Below are 23,855 nucleotides of genomic sequence, written 5' to 3' on the forward strand. Positions count from 1 at the left end.
TCAAATGACGTTTGCGGTTTCACCATACACCTTATTTGTACTCTCCACAGTAGACAGTTGATAAGGCAAACAGAGAGGTACGCCCGTGCGCGGATCAGGCACGATATCGGCTTCGATTCCAAACACTTTCCGTAACACGTCCTTGGTCATTACCTGTTGAGGCGTGCCTTCGCTGATCACAGTCCCCGATTTGATCGCAACGATATGATGGGCATAACGGGAAGCGTGATTTAGGTCGTGAACCACCATGATGATGGTGCGTCCTTCTTCTTTGTTCAATTTATGAAGTAGATGCAGCACTTCAAGTTGATGCGCCATATCTAGGAAGGTTGTCGGTTCGTCTAGGAACAAAATCTCCGTTTGCTGGGCCAAAGCCATGGCAATCCAGGCTCTTTGGCGCTGTCCCCCAGAAAGTTGATCCACGGGCCGATCATAAAAATCAGTCATCCCTGTGACTTCTATGGACCACTGAATGATCGATTTATCTTCCGACGTCATCGTTCCAAATCCCTTTTGATGCGGGAAACGTCCATAAGCAACTAGCTCAGATACCGTCAGCCCATCGGGGGCTGTCGGATTCTGCGGCAAGATCGCCAGTTGCTTGGCGACTTGCTTCGTCGATTGCGAATGGATCGACTGACCGTCGAGCAATACTCCGCCAGATTTGGGCTTCATGAGCCGAGCCATCGTTTTGAGAATCGTCGACTTTCCCGAACCATTGGCTCCAACAAGTGCGGTTATTTGACCTGTTGGAACGGTCAAATTCAGATCATTAACAATTGCCGTATCTCCATACCCAATATTCAATTCAGTCGTATGTAGGCGTTCATTCATTACCTTCATGCTCCTCACCCCAGTCTTCTTATTTATGTTAATCTTTGGTCACTTACACTCGGGTCTTGGTCAGTAGGTATAAGAAATACGGCGCTCCAATAACGGCTACTACAATCCCCGTCGGAATTTCCGAAGGTTGTAGGACCCAGCGACCAAGCGTATCCGCCGTAATGACGAGCAGCGAACCCACCAGTGCCGAGGTCGGCAGTAGCAATTGATGCTTTGGCCCGACCAGACGCCGCGCCAGATGCGGGCCGATCAAACCAACGAATCCGATACCGCCACTTACTGCGACCGAGGAAGCAGCTAATGCGACCGCAGCCGCCAACAGCTTCAATTGCTCCCGAGACACCCGCGCTCCGAGTCCGGTCGCCGTTTGTTCTCCGAGATTTAGCACATTCATGACCTGTGCCTTATAAAACACATAAGGTAGTAATATGACAATCCATGGCAGCAACGAGAGTACAAACTTCCAGTTCATTCCCCATATGCTACCCGCCATCCATGTCGCGACAAACTGGTATTTCTCCGGGCTTAACTTCAAGGTCAGCACGATCATCGCTGCACTCATACCCGCCGCAACCGCAATACCTGTCAATAGTAGACGTGTCGGCGATAAGCCTTGATGGCGCTTGTATGCGAGTGAATAGATGAGCGTTGCAGTCAGACCTGCCCCTACCAGAGCTAGCACCGGGAGCAGGAAGACTGGAGCGGCCGCGGTTGTTGGATAGAACGAGATAAATAGCATCACCATTAATCCCGCACCAGCATTAATCCCGAGAATTCCGGGATCTGCCAAGGCATTTCGCGATACCCCCTGCATGATGCAGCCAGATACGGCCAGCCCTGCGCCAATCAGCACAGAGATTACAATCCGTGGCAAGATAGAATCAGACTTTGCTTAGTAGTCCCCAGGCCAAACAACGTACGTATAACATCCACAGGGGAAAGCCGGATGTAACCTGTGTTCATACTAATTATAAAGACAATGACGACAAGGGCACCCAGCACGGACAACATGAGAATGCCTCGATTTCTCTTCTTTTTATCGTTCATCATAAAGGGTACATTATCCATTTATAGTTCCCTCCTTTCCTTGCGTGCCAGATACAGAAAGAAAGGCACGCCGATGAGGGCAACGACCGCACCAAGTGGTGTTTCATAGGGCGGATTGATCATCCTTGCCCCTAGATCGGCAAATATGACAAGTAGGCTTCCCAGCACCGCCGAGCAAGGAATAATCCAGCGGTAATCTACACCAACCAGCTTTCGTGTCAGATGCGGAATAATGAGTCCGATAAAGCCGACGGCACCAACAACGGATACCGCTGCGCCAGCCAGGATGAGAACAATGACCGCACCTGCCAGCTTGACCAAATGTGTTCGCTGTCCGAGTCCGCGGGCTATATCTTCCCCTAGACTAAGCATCGTAATCGAGCGGGATAAGGCAATTGCTCCTGCGATCGCCACAGTAATCCAAGGAAACATAATTTTCAGTTGGAACCACTTCATCCCTGCTACACCGCCAGCATACCAGAATGCAAGGTCCTGACCGACTTCGAAGTACAGCGCGATGCCTTCACTAAGCGCACCAAGTAGTGCACTTAGCGCCGCACCCGCCAGAACCAATCGAACGGGTGATAGTCCGCCTTTACCTAGCGAACCCAGCCCGTATACTAAGCCCACGCCGAGACCTGCACCCAAGAACGAATACAAAATTAGGTACATAAACGGCAATCCAGGAAAAAAGGCAAAGCAAATCGCTAGCATAAGTCCTGCCCCAGCATTCAGACCAAGCAGGCCGGAGTCTGCGAGTGGATTCCGGGTCATTCCCTGCATAATTGCCCCTGCCACGGCAAAGGAAGCACCAACCATTGCACCCCCAAGTACTCGCGGAAGACGCAACTCCTGAATAATCTGATGCTCTGTGAGTTCAGGATTAAAGTTAAATACCGCCTCCCACACGACGTGAAATCCAATATCCGCTGCACCGAACGAAACGGATAAACCGATACCAAACATCAGCGCGACCAGTCCACCTGTTAGGATTAATGTTGCCACCCATGGACGGCTACGGAACTTCACAGTGGGTGCCGGTAATTGTTTGTTCTTCTGATTAACGGGTTCTAGTATTTGTTTCATATGTTCCACCTTTGCAATGTCCAGAGTCATAGATATGTATTTATTCAACTCTACCAAAATGGTCGGTACGACCATTCAGGAAATCATGATTTGGCATCATTCTTTATTGTTTACGCTAAAAAACAAGACAGTTCTCTCTCACTGCCCTCCCTTAATACGCTACTAGATATTTCTTCCTTCATTCTATTGACAATGATTATCAATGTCAATAGAATAAGATGCATTCGGATGCCTCCTAAATACTTGCTACGGTCCAGCATGTATACGCGCCTGCCTTAACGCTTCTTCATGCTGCCCATGCTTGAAGAGTAAATGCAATACATTATTTATTTCATTCCATGTTGAAAGAGAGGAATTATACACAATGAAACAACGGAATATGAAGACTCCATATTGGGGGATTGTATTACTCTTATTCGTGCTGGTTCTAGCAGCCTGCGGAAATAATTCAGCGGAGAAACAGAACTCGTCGGCGTTACCAACTACTACGGAAGCACCTGCAGAATCGACGGAACCCACAGACGTCAGCGCAGCAACAAAAAAAGTAACCACCATACATGGTGACGTTGAAATACCTACCAGACCGCAGCGAATTGTAACGGATGACTATTTGGGCGCTTTGATTGCACTGGATGTTATCCCTATCGGCACACCGGGGTTGCATTTGAAGAATCTCTATTTTGCCGAAGCGCTGGCAGGGATTGAGGATATTGGTGCCTACGGCAACAGCTCCATTGAGAAGATTATCGATTTACAGCCCGATCTGATCATTACATCGGAAAATGATGAAACCAAATACAATCTACTGAGCAAAGCTGCTCCAACCATTTCTGTTCCATATGGCCAGTTGAAAAATGCTCATGAGGAGTTGAACTATTTCGGCGAACTACTTGGCCGAGAAGCAGAAGCTACTGCATGGCTGGCGGATTACGATAAGCGAGTTGCCGAGGCCAAATCCAAGGTAGATAAGGCAATTCCACCGGATGCAACCTTTACTATCTTTGAAGATACTGACAAAGCGGTGTATGTCTATGGAGACAACTTTGGTCGGGGAGGTCAACCTGTTTATCAGGCTCTTGGACGCACACCTCCCTCTAGCATCGCCGCTGAAATCATGGAAAAGCAGTATAAGGAGATCTCACTAGAAGTATTAGCAGACTACGCAGGGGATTATATTATATTAACCTCCGACTCGAAGACGCTCGAAGATTACAAACAAGATCCGATCTGGAATACATTGGATGCAGTTAAGAACGATCATTTATATGTGTGGAAGGAAGAACGATCCTGGTATTACGATCCGATTGCTGTTCTCTCCCAAACGGAGGAACTTGCAGCATGGATTTCTGGAGAGTAGTGAACGAACACATGAACGGAGTCGGAAGGCATCCGTTTGATCGCTCCCATATATAAGGGTAAATCAGTAACTCCCCTTACAACCTGAGATTTTACATTTTTACCAAAATACTAAATCTAAGTTCCGAGAAGACACAAAAAATCCCCTGATGTTCGTTGTCAGGGGATTTTGCTTATTTATTTGAATAAACTAACGTGAATCTTGATAACAACCTTCTTAATCTTCGTTGATTTCGTTCCCATGCAAGGTCGGTGAATATCATGAGGGAAGAAAATAACGAACATCTCAGGTTTCAGTGGTAGCAATATTTCATCATTTTGCGGGTTATAGAAGGTAATGTCCCCTTCGCTATCATAGGGTTTAGTGGGTTCGATCCCTTCACGCAGCGGTGACCAACCATATATTTCTTCACCTGCAATCAGGTATTGGACATCAATATATGATTCATGATTCTCTGCGACTTGCTCATCGAGCGATTTAGCATCTAGCTCCATCACGATAGCGTACATCTCATTGCCGCGAATCTCCACGCGACCTGGAGCGGGGTGATCCTTTATGATATTCTGCAATTCTTCGATGGCCTCTACGATAATGGGGTGCTCAACTTTTCTGTCGTGTTCCCAAGATGATAATGAACTTAGAATCATATAGTAATCCCCTCGCATCTAACTTATTAAGGTTGTCCAAACGGTCAACTACAGCAGTTTCTCGGTCACCGCTGTAGCTGTGATTTCCTTATTCGTAATGGATTCTTCTTTGGTTCTCTTGAAGTATTCCACATATAATACATCCAGTAAATAGAGCTGAGAAATTTTCGCAGACAGTGAACCACCCTGGAGCGGGCCTTCGTTGGCGCCGCATAGCAAGGTGAGGTCTGAATACGAAGTTAAAGGGGACTTCACGAATCTAGTAATGGAGATGACGGTTGCCCCACGTTCCTTCGCTTTCCGTGCAATTGCTATAGAATCTTTGGTTGAACCAGAATATGAAATGATAACCGCCACATCCCGCTTGGTCATCAACGCCGCCGACATCATCTGAAGATGAGAATCCATCGAACATTCCGTTTTGTTCGTAATCCGCATAAACTTAATTTTTGCTTCCAACGCCGTTATTAATGAAGAGCCAACACCGTAGAAAACGATTCGCTCTGCTCCAATTAAGTAGTCTATAGCTTTATCCATAAGTTGTAGGTCTAATAAGTTGTAAGTCTCGTTCAATGCACTAATATTTGTTGATAATACCTTAGAAGATACTTGTTCGATCGTATCATCCATCAGAATATGGTCTGTGAGCTGTGGTATTTCATTCTCCACCGTAATAGTATGGGCCAGTGCAATCTTGAACTCCTGATAGCCTTTATAGCTTAAGGATTTACAGAATCGGAATATGCTCGATTCACCTACATCACATATATCCGCGAGGTCTGTAATCGACATGTACACTACACTCTTGGCATTCTCTAGGACATAGTCCGCTACTTTCTTCTCCGTATTCGTCAAGTTATTATATTTAGAATGAATGGTCGAAAAGATACTGATTGTGCGCAAATATCTCCCCCCCTTTCTTCATAACAGATTTATCATAGAAATAACGATGCAGCCCCTAATACACCTGCTTTATTCCCCAAGGAAGCCTTCAGAATCTTCACATTACCGAAACTATCCATAATCAAAGACTTTGTTCTTGCTTCTACCCGGCCTACCAAGGCTTCTTGCTCCATGACGCCGCCTCCTATAATGATAGCGGCTGGATTAAAAATATGAATGATCGAAGCCAAGCCAGCAGCGACTTCATCAACCCATATCTGCAAGATATATTGCAGCTTTTCGTCTCCTTGGCTTATTTTTTCAAACAAAACCTTGCCATCAATACATACTGGATCGACTTGTTTGGCCATATTCACCAGAGCCGTTGTGGAGGCATACGTTTCATAATAAGGTAATCTTCCCCCACCAGATGCTGCAGGTAATGGATGGGTCAAGATATGGCCAAACTCAGCCGCCACTCCATTAACTCCCTTGTATATCTGGCGACCGATGACAATGGCTCCTCCAATTCCCGTACCATAAGTTAGACATAAGAAGTCATTAAAATGCTTGGCTGCGCCAAAATAGGCCTCACCTAACGCAGCTGCATTCACATCATTCTCCATCTTAACAGGTTTATTAAATCTACTAGCGACGATATCCCTAACTCTCATTCCCGTGTAATTAGGTATATTCTCGTTAGCAAAGACAATAAAACCCTCTTCGGAATGAACTTGTCCTGCCGTACTGATGGCGATGACGTCAAAATCATCATATTCTGCCATTTTGCCCAGCAATCGCTCGATAACATGTGGGCCACCCTGTTGGCTTTCCGTTGCATATTCTTTGAACTGATCGATGTTCCCTTGCTCATCACAAATGCATATCTTGGTGTTGGTTCCGCCAATATCCGCGGCTAGAATCTTCATACCATCATCTGTCCTTCCTATGTATGAGAGATAAGAGCTATTGATGTTATGTAGCAGTAACGGACTTCATGAATCTTTGGGTGATCTCCATCGGTCTGGTAATAGCTGATCCGACAACTGCAGCGTGCACTCCTAGGTCATACATTCTCTTCAATTCTTCAGGAGTCGAGATCACTCCTTCAGATATAACTGGTACAGTTAACGTATTCACGAGTTTCTCTACGAATTCAAAATCCGGTAAAGCTCTCCCTTTGGTTGATGCTGTATATCCGCTTAAAGTAGTTCCTACGCAATCGAAACCAAGTTCAGCAGCCATGAGGCCTTCCTCATACGTTGAGCAATCTGCCATAAATAGCTGATCTTTATACTTTGCTCTTAGCTTGGGGAAGAGTTCGGAAATGGTAGAACCATCTGGTCTTACTCGGTCCGTCGCATCCATTGCAATGATATCTACACCTTCACGGCATAGCTCATCTACTTCCTCCATCGTTGGTGTGATAAACACCTCTGAGCCTTCATATACCTTCTTGATAATGCCAATGATAGGCAGATCAACTTGTTTTTTAATCTCTTTAATATCTTCAACACTGTTTGCACGAATTCCGGAAGCTCCGCCTAAGTAAGCGGCATAAGCCATTTTACCCATAATAAATGAGCTATGCAATGGCTCCTCGGGCAAAGCTTGGCAGGATACAACCAGTTTACTTTTGATCTTATTCAGAGCATTTTTCTCTGTATTCATCAGTAACAACTCCATACTTATAGATTTGTAAGTGCCCTTGCAAAAATAAGGTAACATGGATTTTGAGTAATGTAAATTATTTTCTCTTTTTTTATTAAAGTGAAAATAATTTTCACCATTCATTCCTTTAGGGTAACAAACATACCTGAATGAAGCAAATAAACAAAAAAAGAAGCAACCCATCAATACCTCGTGAGTTACTTCTTACCTATTCAAATCACATAGTCTTGATAAGTTACGGTTACTCTTGTTCCACCTTTTCGCCACAACTGCCACAGAACGCAACATCTGGAGCTAATACGCTCTCGCAATGGGAACAATGCTTCTCGGTGATTTCTACTACTTCGAGTAATACAACTTGAGGTGGTTCTTCTTCTTGTACTTTAGCTCCACAGGAGCCGCAGAATGAAGTATCTAACGGGATTTCCGCTCCACAATTTGCGCAGATCTCCACGCCCTTAATACTCAAAATCTGCCGTTTAGATGATTCGATATGGTTAATCGAGGCCGTTAGCTCATTACAGAGATCTGCGAACGGTTCCGCCGGCGTATTTTGATACAACTGATAATACAATTTGCCGATCTCGAGATATTTGCTCTTAATCTTATCTTCCTCACTATTGATCTGCATGTTGATCTTAGCGATCTCGGTCAGGTCTTTCGTCTTCTTGGCCACATCTTTACTGGTACTTGAAATTTTCTCACCTAATTTATCAAAGAAAGCCAAATGGATCACATCCTTAAATTATTGAATTACAATGTTCCTATCGATTACTTTAACAATTGCCGATACCTTCAGATCTGTGTGTATAAAAATAGTATCTCCTCCCCTCCCTGGGCTGTCAATATCCCCCATCCAAGTAAGTTGTGTTATTTCCCTTTGTTCACAACGTGGTCACCCCGCATATTAAATAGTTCCACTATAAATACAATATGAATGAATGCGAATTAAATGTAAAAAAAAGGCAAGCTCCTTATATAGGAACTTACCTTCTATCACAAATACCGAATCTATTTACCGCAACATTTTTTGTATTTCTTGCCACTGCCACAAGTACAAGGATCGTTTCTACCGATCTTGTTCACGGTAACAGGTTGGTTAGGAATACGGAACGGAGTCGCCATAGGTCCTGAGCGGAAATTACCAGGAAATTTACCCATCTCCGTTGGTGTATGTCCACAGTTGGACCATATTCTTGTATGGTTATATACATCTGCGATCAGCGACATCACTCTTTGGACTTGTTCCTTATTGTGAAATTGAATATCTCTTCTCTCAAATTCATACACAATTTCTTGTAAGGTCGATTCTGCAGAACATGCTAGCTGAATGTCATCGATTAGATATTCCAGTGTCTCTGAATCACGAACGAAATCTTTGGCTAGAAAATTAGATAACGCCTTAAGTTGTGGAGTCATTTCGAAATAACTGTCATCCGCATATTTGATCAGCTCGTTCTTAGCTGGAATATAGTGAGGTTTATTCTTGATATGCTTCAATAACTCTTTATAATCAGACTCTTCAATTAAAAGACTACTATCCACAATATACTCATCCTTGAGGACGAATTTCTGTTCTCTATTTAAGAAGAACTCAATATATGACATTAGTTCTTCCTCGCTGAGCGAGTTGTCATTGTGTGCGTTGTACATTTTCACGAGTTGTGCTGGTTTAAAGACTCCATACAGGTTAGTCAGCGCCAAAGTATAGTTATAGACGCTCAGGAATCTCTCATGAACCTTCTTAAATTCAGACTGATCTATTTGAGCATAAGCAGCAACGATCTGATCAGGAATAACCAAATACAGCTTGCCCTCTGCAAAATAAGTAAATACCAGCCCATGCTCCATTAAGAAGTAGTAGTGTGCGTATATAGCTAAGTTATTCTGCTGAATTGGTGATTGCAGAAGTGACTCGAATAGCTCCCACTCCTTGGATTCTGTCTTTGCTAAAATGGACTCTAGGTTGGTAGGATCTGAAATCACTCCCAGCAGAGCAGTAGCAAGTTCATCCTTCTTCATCTTTGAGCGTCCAGGCAATTTATGTGCTGACGCCAACGATGATAGTCTTGCTTTTGAAAGGTTGTGAAGGATTTCCGACAAGTCGGTAATCACATCACCTATAATAGCATGTTGAATATTCTTCTGTTCAAGCAGCAAATCTTGATTCTCCAAAAATGGTACACCTCTTCCGAATTATTGCTGTGCAGCCTAAGCCCTACGGGACTTGCAGAACCGCACATTTCTCTCTATTATACAATATTTTCGAAATGCCTGCTTTTGGGGTCACAAAACAGCCGCATCCTTATCGAATGCGACCTTGATTTTCCTCTATTCTATGCACCGGAATTAGAACTGGATTGCTGCCGTTTACGAATGGCATTGACGCCCATCACGACAGCTACAAGTTCATAAATATCCAAATCGTTAGTCAGAGTATTTAAACAATAAGCCCCTGGCATCATCCAGTTATTCGTTCGAGCAAAAGTCGCCACAGTCCCGCCGCTACTTCGCTCAATATTGTAGTCCTTGGATAGTGCTGGCGAAGTAATCTCGAACATTCCGCTGCCAACAGCATCATACGTGAATCGCTTGGAGAAGAAGCTCAGCCGCGCCCGCAGCATACCTACGGATCGTCCATCTGCCGCCGTCACTTCCCACTTTCCCCAGTTGAATTTACCAGAAAACAGCTTGGCCCCTCCTACATCATAAACATCCAGAGATGAACCAAAAGCTCCTTTCAAATCCAAACTACCGATCTTCCCACCAGTTTCGTTCATAATATCGCCGATTCCCGCATTGAGGAAATTGTCTTTGAAATACAATTCCACCGCTATCCCCTCCTTAGGTCCCAAACCAACTATAATATGCCGGTATACTCAAATGGGTAACGTAGTCCCCATTGTCCTCGCACCTCATCTAGCAGCTGTAATATGCTCAGCGATTCACTAAGTGGAATGACAGGGCTCTCGGTAACACCTGCAAGGAGACAGCGTCCAACCTCTTCCGCTTCAAAAGCATACCCAATAGCATCACGCACATCCGTATAAATCTCTGGTTCTTGCCCTTCCACATGCAAAGTTGCTGTCGTTGCATTTAGGAATGATGGAATATGAATAAAGCCTTCTGTTCCGTAGATATAAGCCTCATTTGAAATATGAAGGCGAACTGCTCCATTTAACGAGGCCACTTTGCCGTTTCCGTAATCCAGGATCATGGAGAACTGTTCGTCAACACCTGTCTCTCCAATATGCGCCGTGCTGAATATTTTCTCAGGATTTGCACCCAAAATCATGGCAGCAAATGACACCGGATAAATACCGATATCCAGTAGCGTGCCTCCCCCTAGATCAGGATTCAGCAATCTTCCCTGCGGGTTCCAATCACTACGGAATCCAGCATCGGCTTTCACCAGCTTCACTTCACCAATACGGCCCTCAGCTAGCCAAGTTCTTACTTGGATAATTGGAGCTAGGAAACGAGTCCACATAGCCTCCATCAGGAATAGCCCGCTTTGCTTAGCAAAAGTAATTATTTCCGCAAGCTCGCCACTGTTTACAGTGAACGGTTTCTCACACAATACGGCTTTGCCAGCCCGTAAGGCCAGCATCACATTCTCACGATGTAAAGGATGTGGAGTTGCTACATATATGGCATCAATCTCAGGATCATTCACCAATTCTTCGTAGGTAGCATAAGCACGTGGAATGTTGAACTTAGCTGCAAAGCGATCTGCACTTTCCTGACTACGCGATCCCACTGCCAACCCTTGTCCATTGCTAACATGAACCAGATCCTGAACAAATTGTTCAGCGATCCAGCCTGTGCCCATAATTCCCCACTTAATCTCACTTCTGATTGCTTCACTCATACTGTACTCGTCCCTCCTCAGGTGTAAGATCTATTTTGCTTAATGGCTAGCTTAATGTCTAGCTATCCAAGCTAGATAGATAATCTTGGATAGCTAAGTTAATAGGTCATTTAAGATATCTAAGAGCTGTTAACGTGTAGCTCCCACCGCTCTAATCCAAGCGTCAGCGATCAGCCCGTGTCCAGCTGGAGAAGGATGTACTCCGTCCGCCGCCCAGTAAGCAGGCTCAGCCTGAGCCGATGCTGCTGCAAAAAGTCCATCAAGTGGTATGTATATCGCACCAAATTCACGCGCAAGCTCTCTAACAACCGTGATTTTAGGATCCAAATCCTCACGCCACCCTTTCCGATCTTCTGGTACCGGTAGCACGAAAGGCTCAATAAGTATCAGATTAGCGTTCAACTTCTCTTTTGTTCTAACAATAATATCACGATAAGAAGCCTCAAATTGTTCTGGTGTTGTTTCCCCGCCCCCGTCGTATCTGCGCCATGTATCATTAATACCAATGTATATCGACACCCAAGTCGGTTTCAAATCTAGACAATCTTCATTCCAGCGTCCTTGCAAATCGACCACTCTATTGCCGCCGATCCCCCGGTTCAGAAACGTAAGATTTTTCTCTGGGAACAAATGTCCTAGTTTTGAAGCAATTAACAGGGGATAACCCAGCCCAAGTGATGCTCCATCATAATAAGTACGTCCAGCATCAGTAATACTGTCACCTTGAAATAGCACAACATCATTATCCTTCAATAACATCATTTGATTCCTCCAGTAGGCGTATAATTTCAAATACAAATACTTGTTACCTTGTCATTATAATTCATAACCCACTTGGCGAAAATAACATATCCGACACAAAAGATGTTCACACCTTAGTTATGTTATAATCACAGACGTAAATGAAACCGTATTACGGAGGATGAATATGCTTACTTTTGAACAAAAACTTGAAATTTTACAATCTTTCCCTGAACTTGAACGTAAAGATGTTTCACTAGGACGAGTAAACTTCCATTATGAGGATAGCGCCTACGATAAGAAAACTGTAGTCTACCACCTTCACCCAAATGGCAACGGTTATGTATATGCTGGACTAATCCAAGGATATCCCGTCGATGAGAAGGGACTTGTCAATATCCGCGACTTTTCAGCGGACGAACTACGAAAGATTGTAGAACAGTCCATTCAATCGCTCATGCCACGAGAGAATGCACACGAGACTGCACACGTTCCCAACAGCAATAACAAACAAATTCCTATCCCTAGAAGCGATTCACCGGGAGGCATATGGAGTAATGCCAACGGAGAATTACTTACCCTCAAATGTGAAGATGACCTATGGTATATCTACTCCGGCTTGAGCCTGGAAATGGTATTTGAAACCCGCCAAGAAGCCGGCGAGTACCTTGAAGAAGAGGGCTTCGCACCTCAGAAAGCTTAGCTTATTTTGCACCGAAGTCACTCGCGTCTGGGATGATGGGATTGAGAGAATGCGATTTTGATGATGAGATCACGATGATAAAATCGCTGTGATGGTAACGTGATGTTCGCGTTTATACTGAGGTCGTGGTGGTTGGAGTGTGACGCTCGGTTCGGTGTACTGAGGTCGTGATGGTTGGAGCGTGACGATCAGTCTGGTGTACTGAGGTCGTGATGTTCGGAGAGTGACGATCAGTTCGGTATACTTAGGTCGTGATGCTCGAAATGTGGTGATCAGTCCAGTATACTTAGGTCGTGATATTCGAATTGTGGTGATCAGTCCAGTATACTGAGGTCTTGATATTCGAAATATGGTGATCGTAGCCTGATTCTGTGACGATATGATGCTAAGTGTGAATTTAACTGGAAAACCTCCAGCTAAATCTAAGCAAAAACTGCAATTTCTCCACTTACCTGGAAAAACTCCAGTTATTTATACCACTTCGTCGTTATTGTTGCTTCAAAGCCTAAATTAACTGGAGGATTTCCTGTTAATTTGTTTCCTGCTATTTTTTTCTGTTAATTTTTCCTTCTACACACTGTTTCTTGTTACTTAAGTAGACGCTCCATCACATTTCGAACCAACATATACTAAATAACGAAACCTCAAAGAATAACCAGTCCCGGATTGACTTACATTCCGACTGCGTGTTCTTTGAGGTTTTTTGTGTTGTGTGCGTTGTGTGTGCGTTGTGCGTTGTGCGTTCTGTGTTTTGTGTTTTGTGTTTTGTGTTTTGTGTTTTGTGTTCTGTGTTCTGTGTGATGTGTGATGTGGTTGTGCCCTGTATGTTGCATATCGCGCTGTGTGTTGTGTTCTGTGTGCGTTATGTGTGTTGTGTGCTGAGCGTCGCATTCCGTATGTTGTATTCTGTTTCATACTCTTTGTTCTGTTTGTTTTAGGCTCAACCTCATAATCAGTGTTTGACGTATTAAGTCAGACACAATCTAACGGAACTGGTAGCCTTTATTTTGAGTTTAGAAGATCATAAAAAATTCTAACGGAACTGAAAGACCTTATTTCAAACAAATGATGCTCAAATGCATGATTTAGGATGAAATAACGTCTCTTGGTTCCGTTACAATCCAGAACAGTGGAATAAACCGCAAATAAGGTCGCTGAGTTCCATTACACCGAGTCGAGATCTATTCAGCGAGCTGAGTTCCCTTACACCGAGTCGAGATCTATTACAGCGAGTTGAGTTCAGTTACAGCGAGCGAGTTCCGTTCAGCGGTTCGCAATCATTTTCGATTGAAGGTCAAGCGGTTAAAGTGGATTTTGAGCCGTTTTCTCAACTTTCCAAACTATTTTTTCCACAGAGAAATTACAGGACAACTCCCCTCCATTTAACGAAAAACCGCTATAGATCAGGTATTGAAGCCTATACATCCCAATTTGGCATGAATCAGCTCGAAATCAATCTCGAATAAATGTTTGAATTTAGACACAGAATGTTCAATAATTAGATATGTCACAAAATGTTCACATTTATAACAAGGGTTATTAAGAGGAGTGATACTTCATGGCCAATCAAAGAAGTAAAGATGCAAGTAACATATTTCTTGTGATCGTTGCACTCGGTGTGTTCTATACTGTCTTCTATACTGTGTTTACCCTTTATTCCATCCATGGGCAATAGCCATAAATATAGGGGCTGCCCCTCAAGTAGATATGATCTACTTCATGAGAGACAACCCCTATGCTAATTAGTATCTTATTTAGCGCTATCTAGCGCCTCTTGTGGTACTTTGATTTCATTAATTTCGTTGTACTTGGAGAATGAGGTCTTCATCGCCATTTCCAATGAAATGCCTGCGCCGTCTTGTTCCATCTCCAAGGTCATATTGATGTCTGCTCTAGTAGGTAGAAAGGATTTTTTATTTACAACCGAAGTCATTTTAATGTTCTTAATGTTCATTTGCTCCATCATGGCAACGGTTTGTTCGTTACTGCCTCCGGATTGACTCATTAATTCCTTAGCTAACTCTTTCACAGAATCTCCTGATACATCTGCGGTTAAGACGTATTCATCGCCTTCGACCGTTATTTTTGTATCTTTAGAGATCTTTTTAAATTGCGATAATTGCTTATCTGGATTTGCTGAATCTTCCATACTCGCGAGTAATTTTTCCACGCTATCATCGGGTTGCTTAGACCAAGTACCATCCACGTTAGAGTAAACACCCTCTTTAGAAATATACTGCTTCATTTCCGTTTCGCCTTGACCCGCCACGTTCATCTTAATCTCTTGGAATATTTGTAGAGGATCTGTGATCATATCACTTGTGATCGTCATTTTAACATTTTGTTCTTGCTTCTGTTCTCCTTGGGTCACTGTGATGTCCTGATCTATATTTGCTTCCATCGAGAAACTCTTCATCGCCTTCGATGCTTCTGCAGATTTCGTAAGCAATTCTTCGAGTGTAGGTGTTGCATTCGAATCCGTTGTTGCTTCTACTTTATTTCCTTGATTAGCATTGCCCCCGTTAGCTGTATTACCATCCGCTTCTTTCTCTTTCCCACATGCTGTAATTCCCAGCATCAAAACCACTGCCAATAATCCTGCTGTCCATTTATTCAATTGATTGCCCCCTAGATTCTGTATTATCATTCAATTTAACCAAAGATTAGCTACCGTTAACAGGGAAATAAGTCACAAATCAGAGTAATTCAAATTATGCTTAAAACAGTACAAAAGACCTAACATAAGACCTAATTCTATTATAATCGTGCTTTTTTTGCATTATGTATATAATGGAGGAAGCACAACCTAGGATAATCTCAAGGAGGCACCACTAGTTTGAAAAATCTTCTAGTCACCGGATATCGAGCTCATGAGCTGGGTATTTACGATAATAAGCATAAAGGAATCCCCTACATCCGACAGGCTATTGCTGCTAGGCTCATTCCACTTGTGGAGGAAGGTCTCGAATGGGTTATCACACCCGGTCAATACGGTGTGGATTTATGGGCTTGCGAAGCAGCAATGTCATTAAAGCCGCAGTTCCCTCATTTAAAATGCTCAATTATTACCGCTTTTAGCAATCAAGAAGAAAAATGGAAAGATGAGAAAAAATCATATTACCAGGATATTATACAACGCGTGGACTATTACGGTGCAGTTAGCAAAGAAGCGTATATTGGTAAGTGGCAATTCCTCGCTAGGGACGAGCTACTCTTCCGAAAAACGGATGGGATCCTGTTAGTCTATGACGAGGAATCCGGCGAAGCTAGCCCTAAATACGTTAAAGAACGTGCGCTGAAAAAACATGAGAGTGATGGTTATATCTACCTCAATATCGGCATGGACGATATCCAATCTATCGCTGACGAAGACCATGGCCCAGAGTTTATGGAGTAGGAGTTTTTAGAATAGCGCTGAGTTTATAGAATATGTTATGTACGAGGAATTAAGGGTAGTGGTTTCTTTCCATAAGAAGAACAAAAAAGGGGACAAGGTTACTGTCCCCTTGTCCCCACTTCCTTATAATCCTGCTTGTGCTAACCAGAGCACGATCATGGCTGCTACTTGCTCTCGGGTCGAAATCGTGGAAGGTTCGAATTTACCCTGGCCTGTTCCATTAATAATCCCTAGTGCTTTCGCTGCTTTTATGCTCTCCAATGCATAATCCGATGCTTCGCCTATATCCGAGAAGGATGCTTCATTTATCCCCGAAATATCCTGCAATGAATGAGCAGTTACATAAGTGTAAGCCTTCATCAGCATTGTTGTGATTTGCTCCCTTGTTACCAACTCATCCGGCCGGAAACTACCATCTGGATAACCAGTGATGATCCCAAGCTTATTCAGAGTCGTTACATAATCCCCGTAATAACTACCCGCTTGCACATCTGTTAAGGTGCTAGAACCTTCACCCGTATCCAGTCCAAGTGCACGACCTAGGAAGGTAGCAAATTGTGCTCTCGTTACATTACCTTTTGGATCAAAACGTTCATTATCAATCCCCGTAGCAATATGCTTTGAAGCAAGCAGTTCTATAAACTCCTTCGACCAACCCGCCTTCACATCACTAAATACCTTGTTATACTCCATTACGATGAAACGGCCCATTTGATCACTTTGGAATGTGATCGTGTCATTCTTCAGCTTGCCGCCCAGATATTGCAGCGAACCATCATCCCCGATGAGGTATACTCCCACTTTGTTCTTATTTGAAATACTGTTCAATGTCGCCTGATCCAAAATAAGTTCAATGGTGGCTTTACCTTTGAGATTAAGCTTAGCTGGAGTATTGGCTGAATCCTCGGTCACACTCACAGAAAAATCATAAATTGTGCCAAGCGGACGATACGCTGCATCTTGTGCAACGATATTACGTTTAATCTCTTCCGCTTTATCTTTAGCAATTGGAGCTATTGTAACAATAACTCGTGTATCTTTCTTCAACGAAGCACTGTCAATGGTTCCGGCAGGTAATTTCACCACTACATCAGGGAACTGAAGCTGTATACTCACTTTTTGTTCCTCTGCCTTCTTCAGTACTTCAGCTGGAAGGATGACATCGACTGCCTCACCCGCAGTAACGCCAGTCACATGGATTGATACTGGCTCATTTTTCTTCGCCGCGGCTGCAATGGCTTGCTCTAAGCTAGCAGCAGGCACTTGAACCACTTTGTTTCCATTCGCATCCGTTGTAGCCACAACTTCCAATGTTGAGGAAACCACCGGTGAAGGTGCTGGTGTACTTGAAGTCGTCCCAGACCCTTCACTTCCAGATCCTCCTGATCCATCAGGATTACCAGAACTTAACACTGCCGCAAAGGCAACTGTTCCGCCATCCAAGCTACTAGGTATCGTAATCGTCACTTTACCCTGACTATCACTTTGGAATGTTTGCTTGCTATATTCGTCCACCAATTGACTGTCCTTCGAACCAGCAATCGTTAATGTAACTTGTTGCGCTTCCGTCTTTGTATTTATCCCTACAATAACGCTCTTTCCTTGATACGTCCGGGCAAATACATCGTAACCTTGTGCGTCTGATCCAGCCAATGAAACCCGAGTTCCTTTGGAGAAAATCTGCGAGTACTGATCACGAATATTAAGCATCTTCTTATAATGATCGTAGATATGATTGTAAGTTGGGTCAGATAGACCATCCCAATTAAAATCATAACGATTCTCGCTAAACCTATCTACTGTCCCATTATTATTCCCAAAACTTCCATTCAATCCTGATTGTCCAAGCTCTTCCCCATAATAAATTACCGGTTGTCCTTTGGAAGTAATCTGTAGTGAAGCAGCCACTTTCTGTTTGGCTTGTGCTGCACGTAGAACTTCAGCGTCTAGCGTTCCATTTCTATATTTGTCTCGGTCAGCCGCACTCAACGTAGTAATGAGGAATCCGTCTTCATCATGGCTACTGAGGAACTGCCCTAGCGTCGCCGTGTTGTCGAGTTTGCTATTTCTCGCCTGTAGCATCTTTTCTGTTTCTTGAATATTTCCCCTTACAAAACTTTGAGCAATCTCATTGAACGCAAAATCCAGCTCGGAGTCCATTGTTCCACTCCGCAGATAGCCACCATCATTATCAACACTTGCTCCGAAATTTTCTCCGATCATTTTGAAATCCGGATTGATTGAAGTCATTGTGTTCTTGAAATCCATCAATGTTGCATCTTCCACATGCTTGATCGTATCGACCCGGAAAAAGTCGATGGTGTTCCCTTTAGACGTTTTGGATTTCTCAATCCAATCCGATTGCCAAGCTACAATTTGCTCACGTACAGCCGGATCTTCAGTTATCAAATCCGGTAACCCAGCTACATTATTACGAATAACTGGATCCTCGTTCTCACCCCGTAACATGCCGCTGAACACCCCACGTTCCGCTTCCGTAGGAAGGTTCGTTACTTGCTTGGATATCCATGTCGCGGACAAATTATCCATTCCGTAACCGGTATGGTTCAGTACAACGTCTACCATTACCTTAATTCCGCTGTCATGCGCTGTGTCTAGCAGTTGCTTGAAGTCGTCCAAATCACCCAAGTGTTCGTCAATCGTCGTAAAATCTTTGGCCCAATAGCCGTGATAGGCGTATTGCGTACCACTAAAATCTACCCCTTTATTGAAATCGATATTATCGACAATCGGAGTAATCCAAATTGTGTTGATACCAAGATCCTTGAGGTAATCGATTTTATCGGTTATACCTCGGAAGTCCCCACCATGGTACGACTCCAAATGGCTCTTATCATAACCTTCACCGTTCGGATCATCGTTAGATGTATCACCGTTAAAGAAGCGGTCCGTTAGCATGAAATAAATCCGTGCTTCGTCCCAATCAAAATCGTCCTTCCCTACGGTTTGCCGCGTTTTCACTGTAACCTGAGCATTTTCTGTATGTTTATTTCCGTAAACATCCACTACCGTAACAGGAATTGACTTGATGCCGGCTGAAACAGAATCCTTCACTGCAATCGTTAGCGCCTTAAGCTCTGTATCGATCTTAACCTTAGAGTTACCACCAAGTGAGCTTAAATTTGCATAAGCTGAAGCACTTTCGCTCTCTGAGATCCCAGACCAGGATAAACTTAATACGGCATTCTCGTTGTATGATATGGCCTGAGGATTCACTTCGGATTGAATGTCCACATTCGTAACTTTGTAGATAACAACGGACTTACCATCCTTGGTGTTAGTAGGATCGCTCAATTCTGTTGTTATACCATCTTTGGTTACTAAAAAGGTATATTCATGCGTACCCTCTGTCAGCGGTCTATAGGTATAGACATACATTTCGTCCCTAGCATTATATTGCATAGGATATTCAACACCGTCGATCTTCACTTGCACGGATTCCAACTTATCCATATCACTTGTCGCAAACAATGCTTGATCGCGATAGGTAAATGTTACATTCTTATCCTCCAATAGTGGTGGACCAACTAGCGGCAAGGTTCGAACTTCACCCTTCCCCGCTTGAACTACTACTTTGATCAACTGATCCTTCCCCGTTGTAACAAACCGATCATAATCCTGATCAATAATAGCGGTAAGCCAGTCTTGCCCCTTACGTATTTTAAAACCGAATTGCTGAGTGGAAGTACCTATTGGAATCGTAGCTGTAGCTGTATTTCCGTTGAACTTAGTGAATTTAACTTCACCATCCAATTTCCCAGTATTCCACGTCCAGATATTCCATCCGTCAAAATCCTTATCCTCCCTAACATAACTAAAGAGAACCTTTCGTTCAACAGGTTTATAATCATCCAAATTCGGTTTCGAGTAGAAGACCTTGGATACGCCTTGCACCAACCAAACTTCTACTGCATTACCGCTTTGTATGGACGCTTTTACCTTAGACTCCTCAGCAGCCCATTCCTTATCAGTTGTGTTTAAATGAGGGATGATGTTAAGAGAAGATTCCATATATTTAAATGTACCTTGGGCATATCCATCCGATGTCTCATGAGAAAAATCCCATCTTGTTCCATCTAAACCATCAGGATAAAGCCATAATTTCCAGTCCATTGCAGTGTTATCATATCGATAATAATTAATTGTATACGTATTCATATTTGAAACAGCAGTAATTTCCTGTTCAGCTGTATTGCCTTGATACGTAGCTATAACAGTTATCTTCTGTTTATCTGGTGTTTCAGAGGCAACTTTCAGAATACCATTGGTAATTTCAACACCTTGCACGGGAGACTTTAAGGACCATGTAGGCAGAATAGATGTAACTGTATTATCCGCCTTTTGGAGTGATGCTTTCAATTCTAAATCCGATCCAGCCCCGACAACATTGCCTGATGTAATCATGATTCCAGGTACGATCGCTAAAGAATTGTCACCTTTCTTGACGGGGTTTAAATCATCAATTATACTTCCATCCCATTCATCGTACTTTGTGAGATATTTATATTCATAAGTCCCAGGGGACAGTGGGATTGTAAGACTAAATACGCCACTTTCCTTAGTTAGCTCCTTAGCTGTAGTTTTGTTCCATCCGTTCATTGAGCCAACCAGATAAAGATGATCGCCACTATGCTTAGAATTAAAAGTTACTGTACCATCACCGTTGATGACAGGGCTTGTTAGTTTAACCGAGGATAACTTAATCTCCTTCGTGGTACTCCAGTCCCCATTGGTAGCGGTAAGTTTAATCTTCGTTCCATCTGAAACATTACTATCCACAATCAGATTTTGCTTCTTTCCATCCCCCGCATCCGTAAATGAAATCGCGGAAAAGGCATTACCAGACAAGTCAGTTGCTTCAAGTACTACTTTTTCTGTAACATCTCTCGCACCCGTATAATATACTGCATCAATTACGGTTGACGAACCAATCTGTAATTCTTCATCTACATCGAGGCTGATCCCAGGAACTGATATTCCTGAATTATTACCTATGACAATCGTGTTTAGCGGGTCCTTCTGAAAATTTTCTTTGGTTCCAGGATCCAAGGAAGCATATGTTGACAGACCATAATCATACCAACCAGCTTCGATTTGTCGACTCACGGACCATATATTGTCCGCACCCTTATTTAGATCTATTGCTGCCCAATTATTATAGAATCCTCCCTTTACTATCACTCTTGCATCCGCTTCAGTACCTTGATAATTAAAAGTAACCTCAGCTCCCGATCCCGTGCGAGTCCCGATAACCGGGCTCTGCAGCACTTGGGCGTCAGCACTTCCGCTCAAGCCAGTTGCAATATCCGCTTCCGCCTTAGCTACAGGCTGCAGGTTCGTGAAGAAGCTTAGAATCAAACAAATAACGAGTAACCAGGAAAGCGTTTTTTTCATTCCACGATTCATTCCTTGAATGGCCTCCTTTAAATTTTTGATGTATGGTTTCGCATAGGATGTCATATCTTATACTCTCTTCCGTATTTCCCAAGAATGATGCAAACGTTTGTACGAAAGAGTGAAATCAACAGATATAATTGCTGCCACCCAAAGGTAAGCGCTTTATATCCTGCGATAAGCATACAATATTGGGATCATCCGTCAACTGTGCAGAACAGATCAAAGTGTTGATAAATCTGTATTTATCCAATATTTTCATCCATTTTCTTTGATTATCTTCATTTTGTAATATTTTTTTCAATTATCTGGTTCTAGTGAAACCGTTTGCTCATATTAATTCATTGAAAATGTGCTAAACATGATCTTTTTGTGAATTGTCTCTATTTTTGAAAAATAACTTGTCCATTTTGGATATTTTTGTGCTACTATGTCAATATAAATCGCTTTCACATGGGCAGGTTATTGTCCCGTGGACAAACGTTTGCATTAATCACAAAATATTAATTTTAGGAGGTCATTTAAATGAACGAGAAAAAATTGCCTACTGTAGCTTACTTCAGCATGGAATTCGGACTTCATTCCGATTTTAAAATGTACGCAGGTGGGTTAGGAATCCTTGCTGGCGACTACATCAAGGGTGCCAAAGACATTAATGCACCCATCGTACCCATCGGTTTGAAATGGAAACAAGGTTATACCGACCAAAGAATTGACGCTGAGGGGAAACCTTACGATACGTATCACAATTATGTTTACGATTTTCTTGAGGACACTGGGGTCAAAGTTAGCGTAAAAGTCAGAAACGTCGATGTGATCTGTAAAGTATGGAAGACCGATAAATTCGGTAATAACCCCCTATATTTACTTGATACAGATATTCCTGAGAACAGTGATGCCTGGATTACAGGTCAATTATATGGCTGGTTTGGCGAAGAACGGATTGCTCAGGAAATCGTGCTGGGTATCGGTGGGGTCAAGGCTATGCGGGCGCTACAAATTCCAATTGACGTCTACCATTTCAACGAAGGCCATGCCGCACTTGCAGCAACCGAATTAATTCGCGAGAAAATGTGCGCAGGTCTTACCTTCGAGAAAGCTTGGCTGGCGACTAGAGAAGAAGTCGTATTCACAACACATACTCCAATCAAAGAAGGTAATGAAACTCATCCACTTGACCGTCTTGAATATATGACTGCTTTCAATGGATTGACTCGTGACCAAATGGAACGCATCGGTGGCAATCCGTTTAATATGACAATCGCTGGCTTACGCCTATCTCGCATCTCCAATGGTGTAGCCGATCTCCATGCTGACACTTCCAACAAGATGTGGAAAGAAGTATCCGGCAGATCCGAAATTATCGGCATTACCAATGCCATTCATACTCCAACTTGGGTTGATGAGCGCATGACTCAAGCTTTTGAGAACGGTGGGGATTTGTGGGCCACTCATACAGAGATCAAGGGTGAGTTAATCCAATTCATCGCTGATCGTTCAGGCATCCAGCTTAATCCGGATAACCTACTGATTGGCTTCTCCCGCAGAGCTGCTCCTTACAAGAGAAGTGATCTGATCTTCTCCCAACCGGAAATCATTGAACCTTACTTGGAATCAGGTAAAATTCAAATCGTCTTCTCCGGTAAGGCTCATCCACTCGATGATACCGGTAAGAAGATCGTAAGTAACCTGGTAGCGATGATGAAGAAATATCCGAAGGCTGTCGTGTTCCTAGAAAACTACGATATGACCATTGGAGCACAATTAACTCGTGGTTCCGATATTTGGCTTAACAACCCACGTAGACCACTTGAAGCAAGTGGTACTTCCGGTATGAAAGCCTCAATGAACGGTGTGCTGAACTGCTCGATCCTCGACGGTTGGTGGCCAGAAGCTTGTATCGATGGCGAAAATGGTTGGGCTATCGGTGATGGCTTCGAAACAACTGATTTCGCTGTACTTGATCGCCATGACAGCGATGCATTGTATGACACCCTACTTAACCGCGTGGTCCCAACTTACTATGAGAACCGTGCGAAATGGGTAGAAATGATGCATAAGAGTATCGAAACTACGCGCGTAGAATTCGCAACTAAGCGGATGCTCGAAGATTACTACAACAAAATGTACATCAAAGCTTAAAGATATCATTTAATCTTTCTATACATGCAAAAAGCTGGTGACCGCCCTCGATT

17 protein-coding genes and 1 pseudogene are annotated in these 23,855 nt (G+C 43.3%); 4 read left to right on the forward strand and 14 right to left on the reverse strand.

What is annotated here, in order from left to right:
- The 3 genes and pseudogenes from EJP82_RS19560 to EJP82_RS19570 form a co-directional block, all read right to left on the reverse strand.
- Positions 1–843 carry an ABC transporter ATP-binding protein gene (locus tag EJP82_RS19560; protein ID WP_127193761.1) on the reverse strand — a complete coding sequence of 281 codons (843 nt, stop codon included), beginning with the start codon at positions 841–843 and terminating at the stop codon, positions 1–3.
- A 43-nt stretch (positions 844–886) separates the two neighbouring features.
- Positions 887–1,893 (reverse strand): annotated as a pseudogene (locus EJP82_RS19565) (FecCD family ABC transporter permease).
- A gap of 18 nt (positions 1,894–1,911) precedes the next feature.
- On the reverse strand, positions 1,912–2,976 hold the full coding sequence (locus EJP82_RS19570) for a FecCD family ABC transporter permease (RefSeq protein ID WP_127193762.1): 1,065 nt from the start codon (positions 2,974–2,976) through the stop codon (positions 1,912–1,914).
- Between the two features lie 364 nt (positions 2,977–3,340).
- Here EJP82_RS19570 and EJP82_RS19575 point away from each other — a divergent pair, with 364 nt between their 5' ends.
- Positions 3,341–4,333 (forward strand): ABC transporter substrate-binding protein, encoded by a 993-nt coding sequence (locus tag EJP82_RS19575; protein ID WP_127193763.1) that lies wholly within the window; start codon positions 3,341–3,343, stop codon positions 4,331–4,333.
- Positions 4,334–4,509: 176 nt separating this feature from the next.
- Here the strand turns inward: EJP82_RS19575 and EJP82_RS19580 are convergent, their stop codons facing one another.
- From EJP82_RS19580 to EJP82_RS19620, 9 genes are all read right to left on the reverse strand, one after another.
- The gene (locus EJP82_RS19580) at positions 4,510–4,980 is read right to left on the reverse strand and encodes a NanQ anomerase/TabA/YiaL family protein (RefSeq protein ID WP_127193764.1); all 471 of its coding nucleotides are present in this window, start codon (positions 4,978–4,980) and stop codon (positions 4,510–4,512) included.
- 48 nt (positions 4,981–5,028) lie between these two features.
- Complete coding sequence (locus EJP82_RS19585) at positions 5,029–5,883, reverse strand: MurR/RpiR family transcriptional regulator (protein WP_127193765.1); 855 nt, start codon at positions 5,881–5,883, stop codon at positions 5,029–5,031.
- A gap of 32 nt (positions 5,884–5,915) precedes the next feature.
- The gene (locus EJP82_RS19590) at positions 5,916–6,791 is read right to left on the reverse strand and encodes an ROK family protein (RefSeq protein WP_127193766.1); all 876 of its coding nucleotides are present in this window, start codon (positions 6,789–6,791) and stop codon (positions 5,916–5,918) included.
- Between the two features lie 46 nt (positions 6,792–6,837).
- Positions 6,838–7,533: an N-acetylmannosamine-6-phosphate 2-epimerase gene (locus EJP82_RS19595; protein ID WP_127193767.1), complete on the reverse strand. Its 696-nt coding sequence runs from the start codon at positions 7,531–7,533 to the stop codon at positions 6,838–6,840.
- 241 nt (positions 7,534–7,774) lie between these two features.
- Positions 7,775–8,260, reverse strand: coding sequence for a zinc ribbon domain-containing protein (locus tag EJP82_RS19600; RefSeq protein ID WP_127193768.1), 486 nt, complete (start codon positions 8,258–8,260; stop codon positions 7,775–7,777).
- A gap of 284 nt (positions 8,261–8,544) precedes the next feature.
- The gene (locus EJP82_RS19605) at positions 8,545–9,708 is read right to left on the reverse strand and encodes an SEC-C metal-binding domain-containing protein (RefSeq protein WP_127193769.1); all 1,164 of its coding nucleotides are present in this window, start codon (positions 9,706–9,708) and stop codon (positions 8,545–8,547) included.
- Between the two features lie 161 nt (positions 9,709–9,869).
- Positions 9,870–10,364, reverse strand: a complete 495-nt coding sequence (locus EJP82_RS19610; RefSeq protein ID WP_127193770.1) for an LURP-one-related/scramblase family protein — start codon at positions 10,362–10,364, stop codon at positions 9,870–9,872.
- 29 nt (positions 10,365–10,393) lie between these two features.
- On the reverse strand, positions 10,394–11,404 hold the full coding sequence (locus EJP82_RS19615) for a Gfo/Idh/MocA family protein (RefSeq protein WP_127193771.1): 1,011 nt from the start codon (positions 11,402–11,404) through the stop codon (positions 10,394–10,396).
- 129 nt (positions 11,405–11,533) lie between these two features.
- A complete protein-coding gene (locus tag EJP82_RS19620; protein WP_127193772.1) occupies positions 11,534–12,166 on the reverse strand; it encodes an SGNH/GDSL hydrolase family protein in 633 nt (210 codons plus the stop codon).
- Positions 12,167–12,332: 166 nt separating this feature from the next.
- On the opposite strand from EJP82_RS19620, the gene EJP82_RS19625 reads away from it, so the two are divergent.
- Positions 12,333–12,848: a hypothetical protein gene (locus tag EJP82_RS19625; RefSeq protein ID WP_127193773.1), complete on the forward strand. Its 516-nt coding sequence runs from the start codon at positions 12,333–12,335 to the stop codon at positions 12,846–12,848.
- Positions 12,849–14,598: 1,750 nt separating this feature from the next.
- Here EJP82_RS19625 and EJP82_RS19630 read toward each other — a convergent pair.
- Positions 14,599–15,465, reverse strand: coding sequence for a DUF6612 family protein (locus EJP82_RS19630; RefSeq protein ID WP_127193774.1), 867 nt, complete (start codon positions 15,463–15,465; stop codon positions 14,599–14,601).
- A gap of 219 nt (positions 15,466–15,684) precedes the next feature.
- Between EJP82_RS19630 and EJP82_RS19635 the strand changes: the two genes are divergently transcribed.
- Positions 15,685–16,245 carry an SLOG family protein gene (locus tag EJP82_RS19635; RefSeq protein ID WP_127193775.1) on the forward strand — a complete coding sequence of 187 codons (561 nt, stop codon included), beginning with the start codon at positions 15,685–15,687 and terminating at the stop codon, positions 16,243–16,245.
- A gap of 123 nt (positions 16,246–16,368) precedes the next feature.
- Here the strand turns inward: EJP82_RS19635 and EJP82_RS19640 are convergent, their stop codons facing one another.
- Positions 16,369–21,672, reverse strand: a complete 5,304-nt coding sequence (locus EJP82_RS19640) for an alpha-amylase family glycosyl hydrolase (protein WP_170220240.1) — start codon at positions 21,670–21,672, stop codon at positions 16,369–16,371.
- Between the two features lie 513 nt (positions 21,673–22,185).
- On the opposite strand from EJP82_RS19640, the gene glgP reads away from it, so the two are divergent.
- Positions 22,186–23,802 carry an alpha-glucan family phosphorylase gene (glgP, locus tag EJP82_RS19645; RefSeq protein ID WP_127193777.1) on the forward strand — a complete coding sequence of 539 codons (1,617 nt, stop codon included), beginning with the start codon at positions 22,186–22,188 and terminating at the stop codon, positions 23,800–23,802.
- The last annotated feature ends 53 nt before the right edge of the window (positions 23,803–23,855 follow it).

It is taken from the genome of Paenibacillus anaericanus (assembly GCF_003994475.1).
Taxonomy (GTDB): Bacteria; Bacillota; Bacilli; order Paenibacillales; family Paenibacillaceae; genus Fontibacillus; species Fontibacillus anaericanus.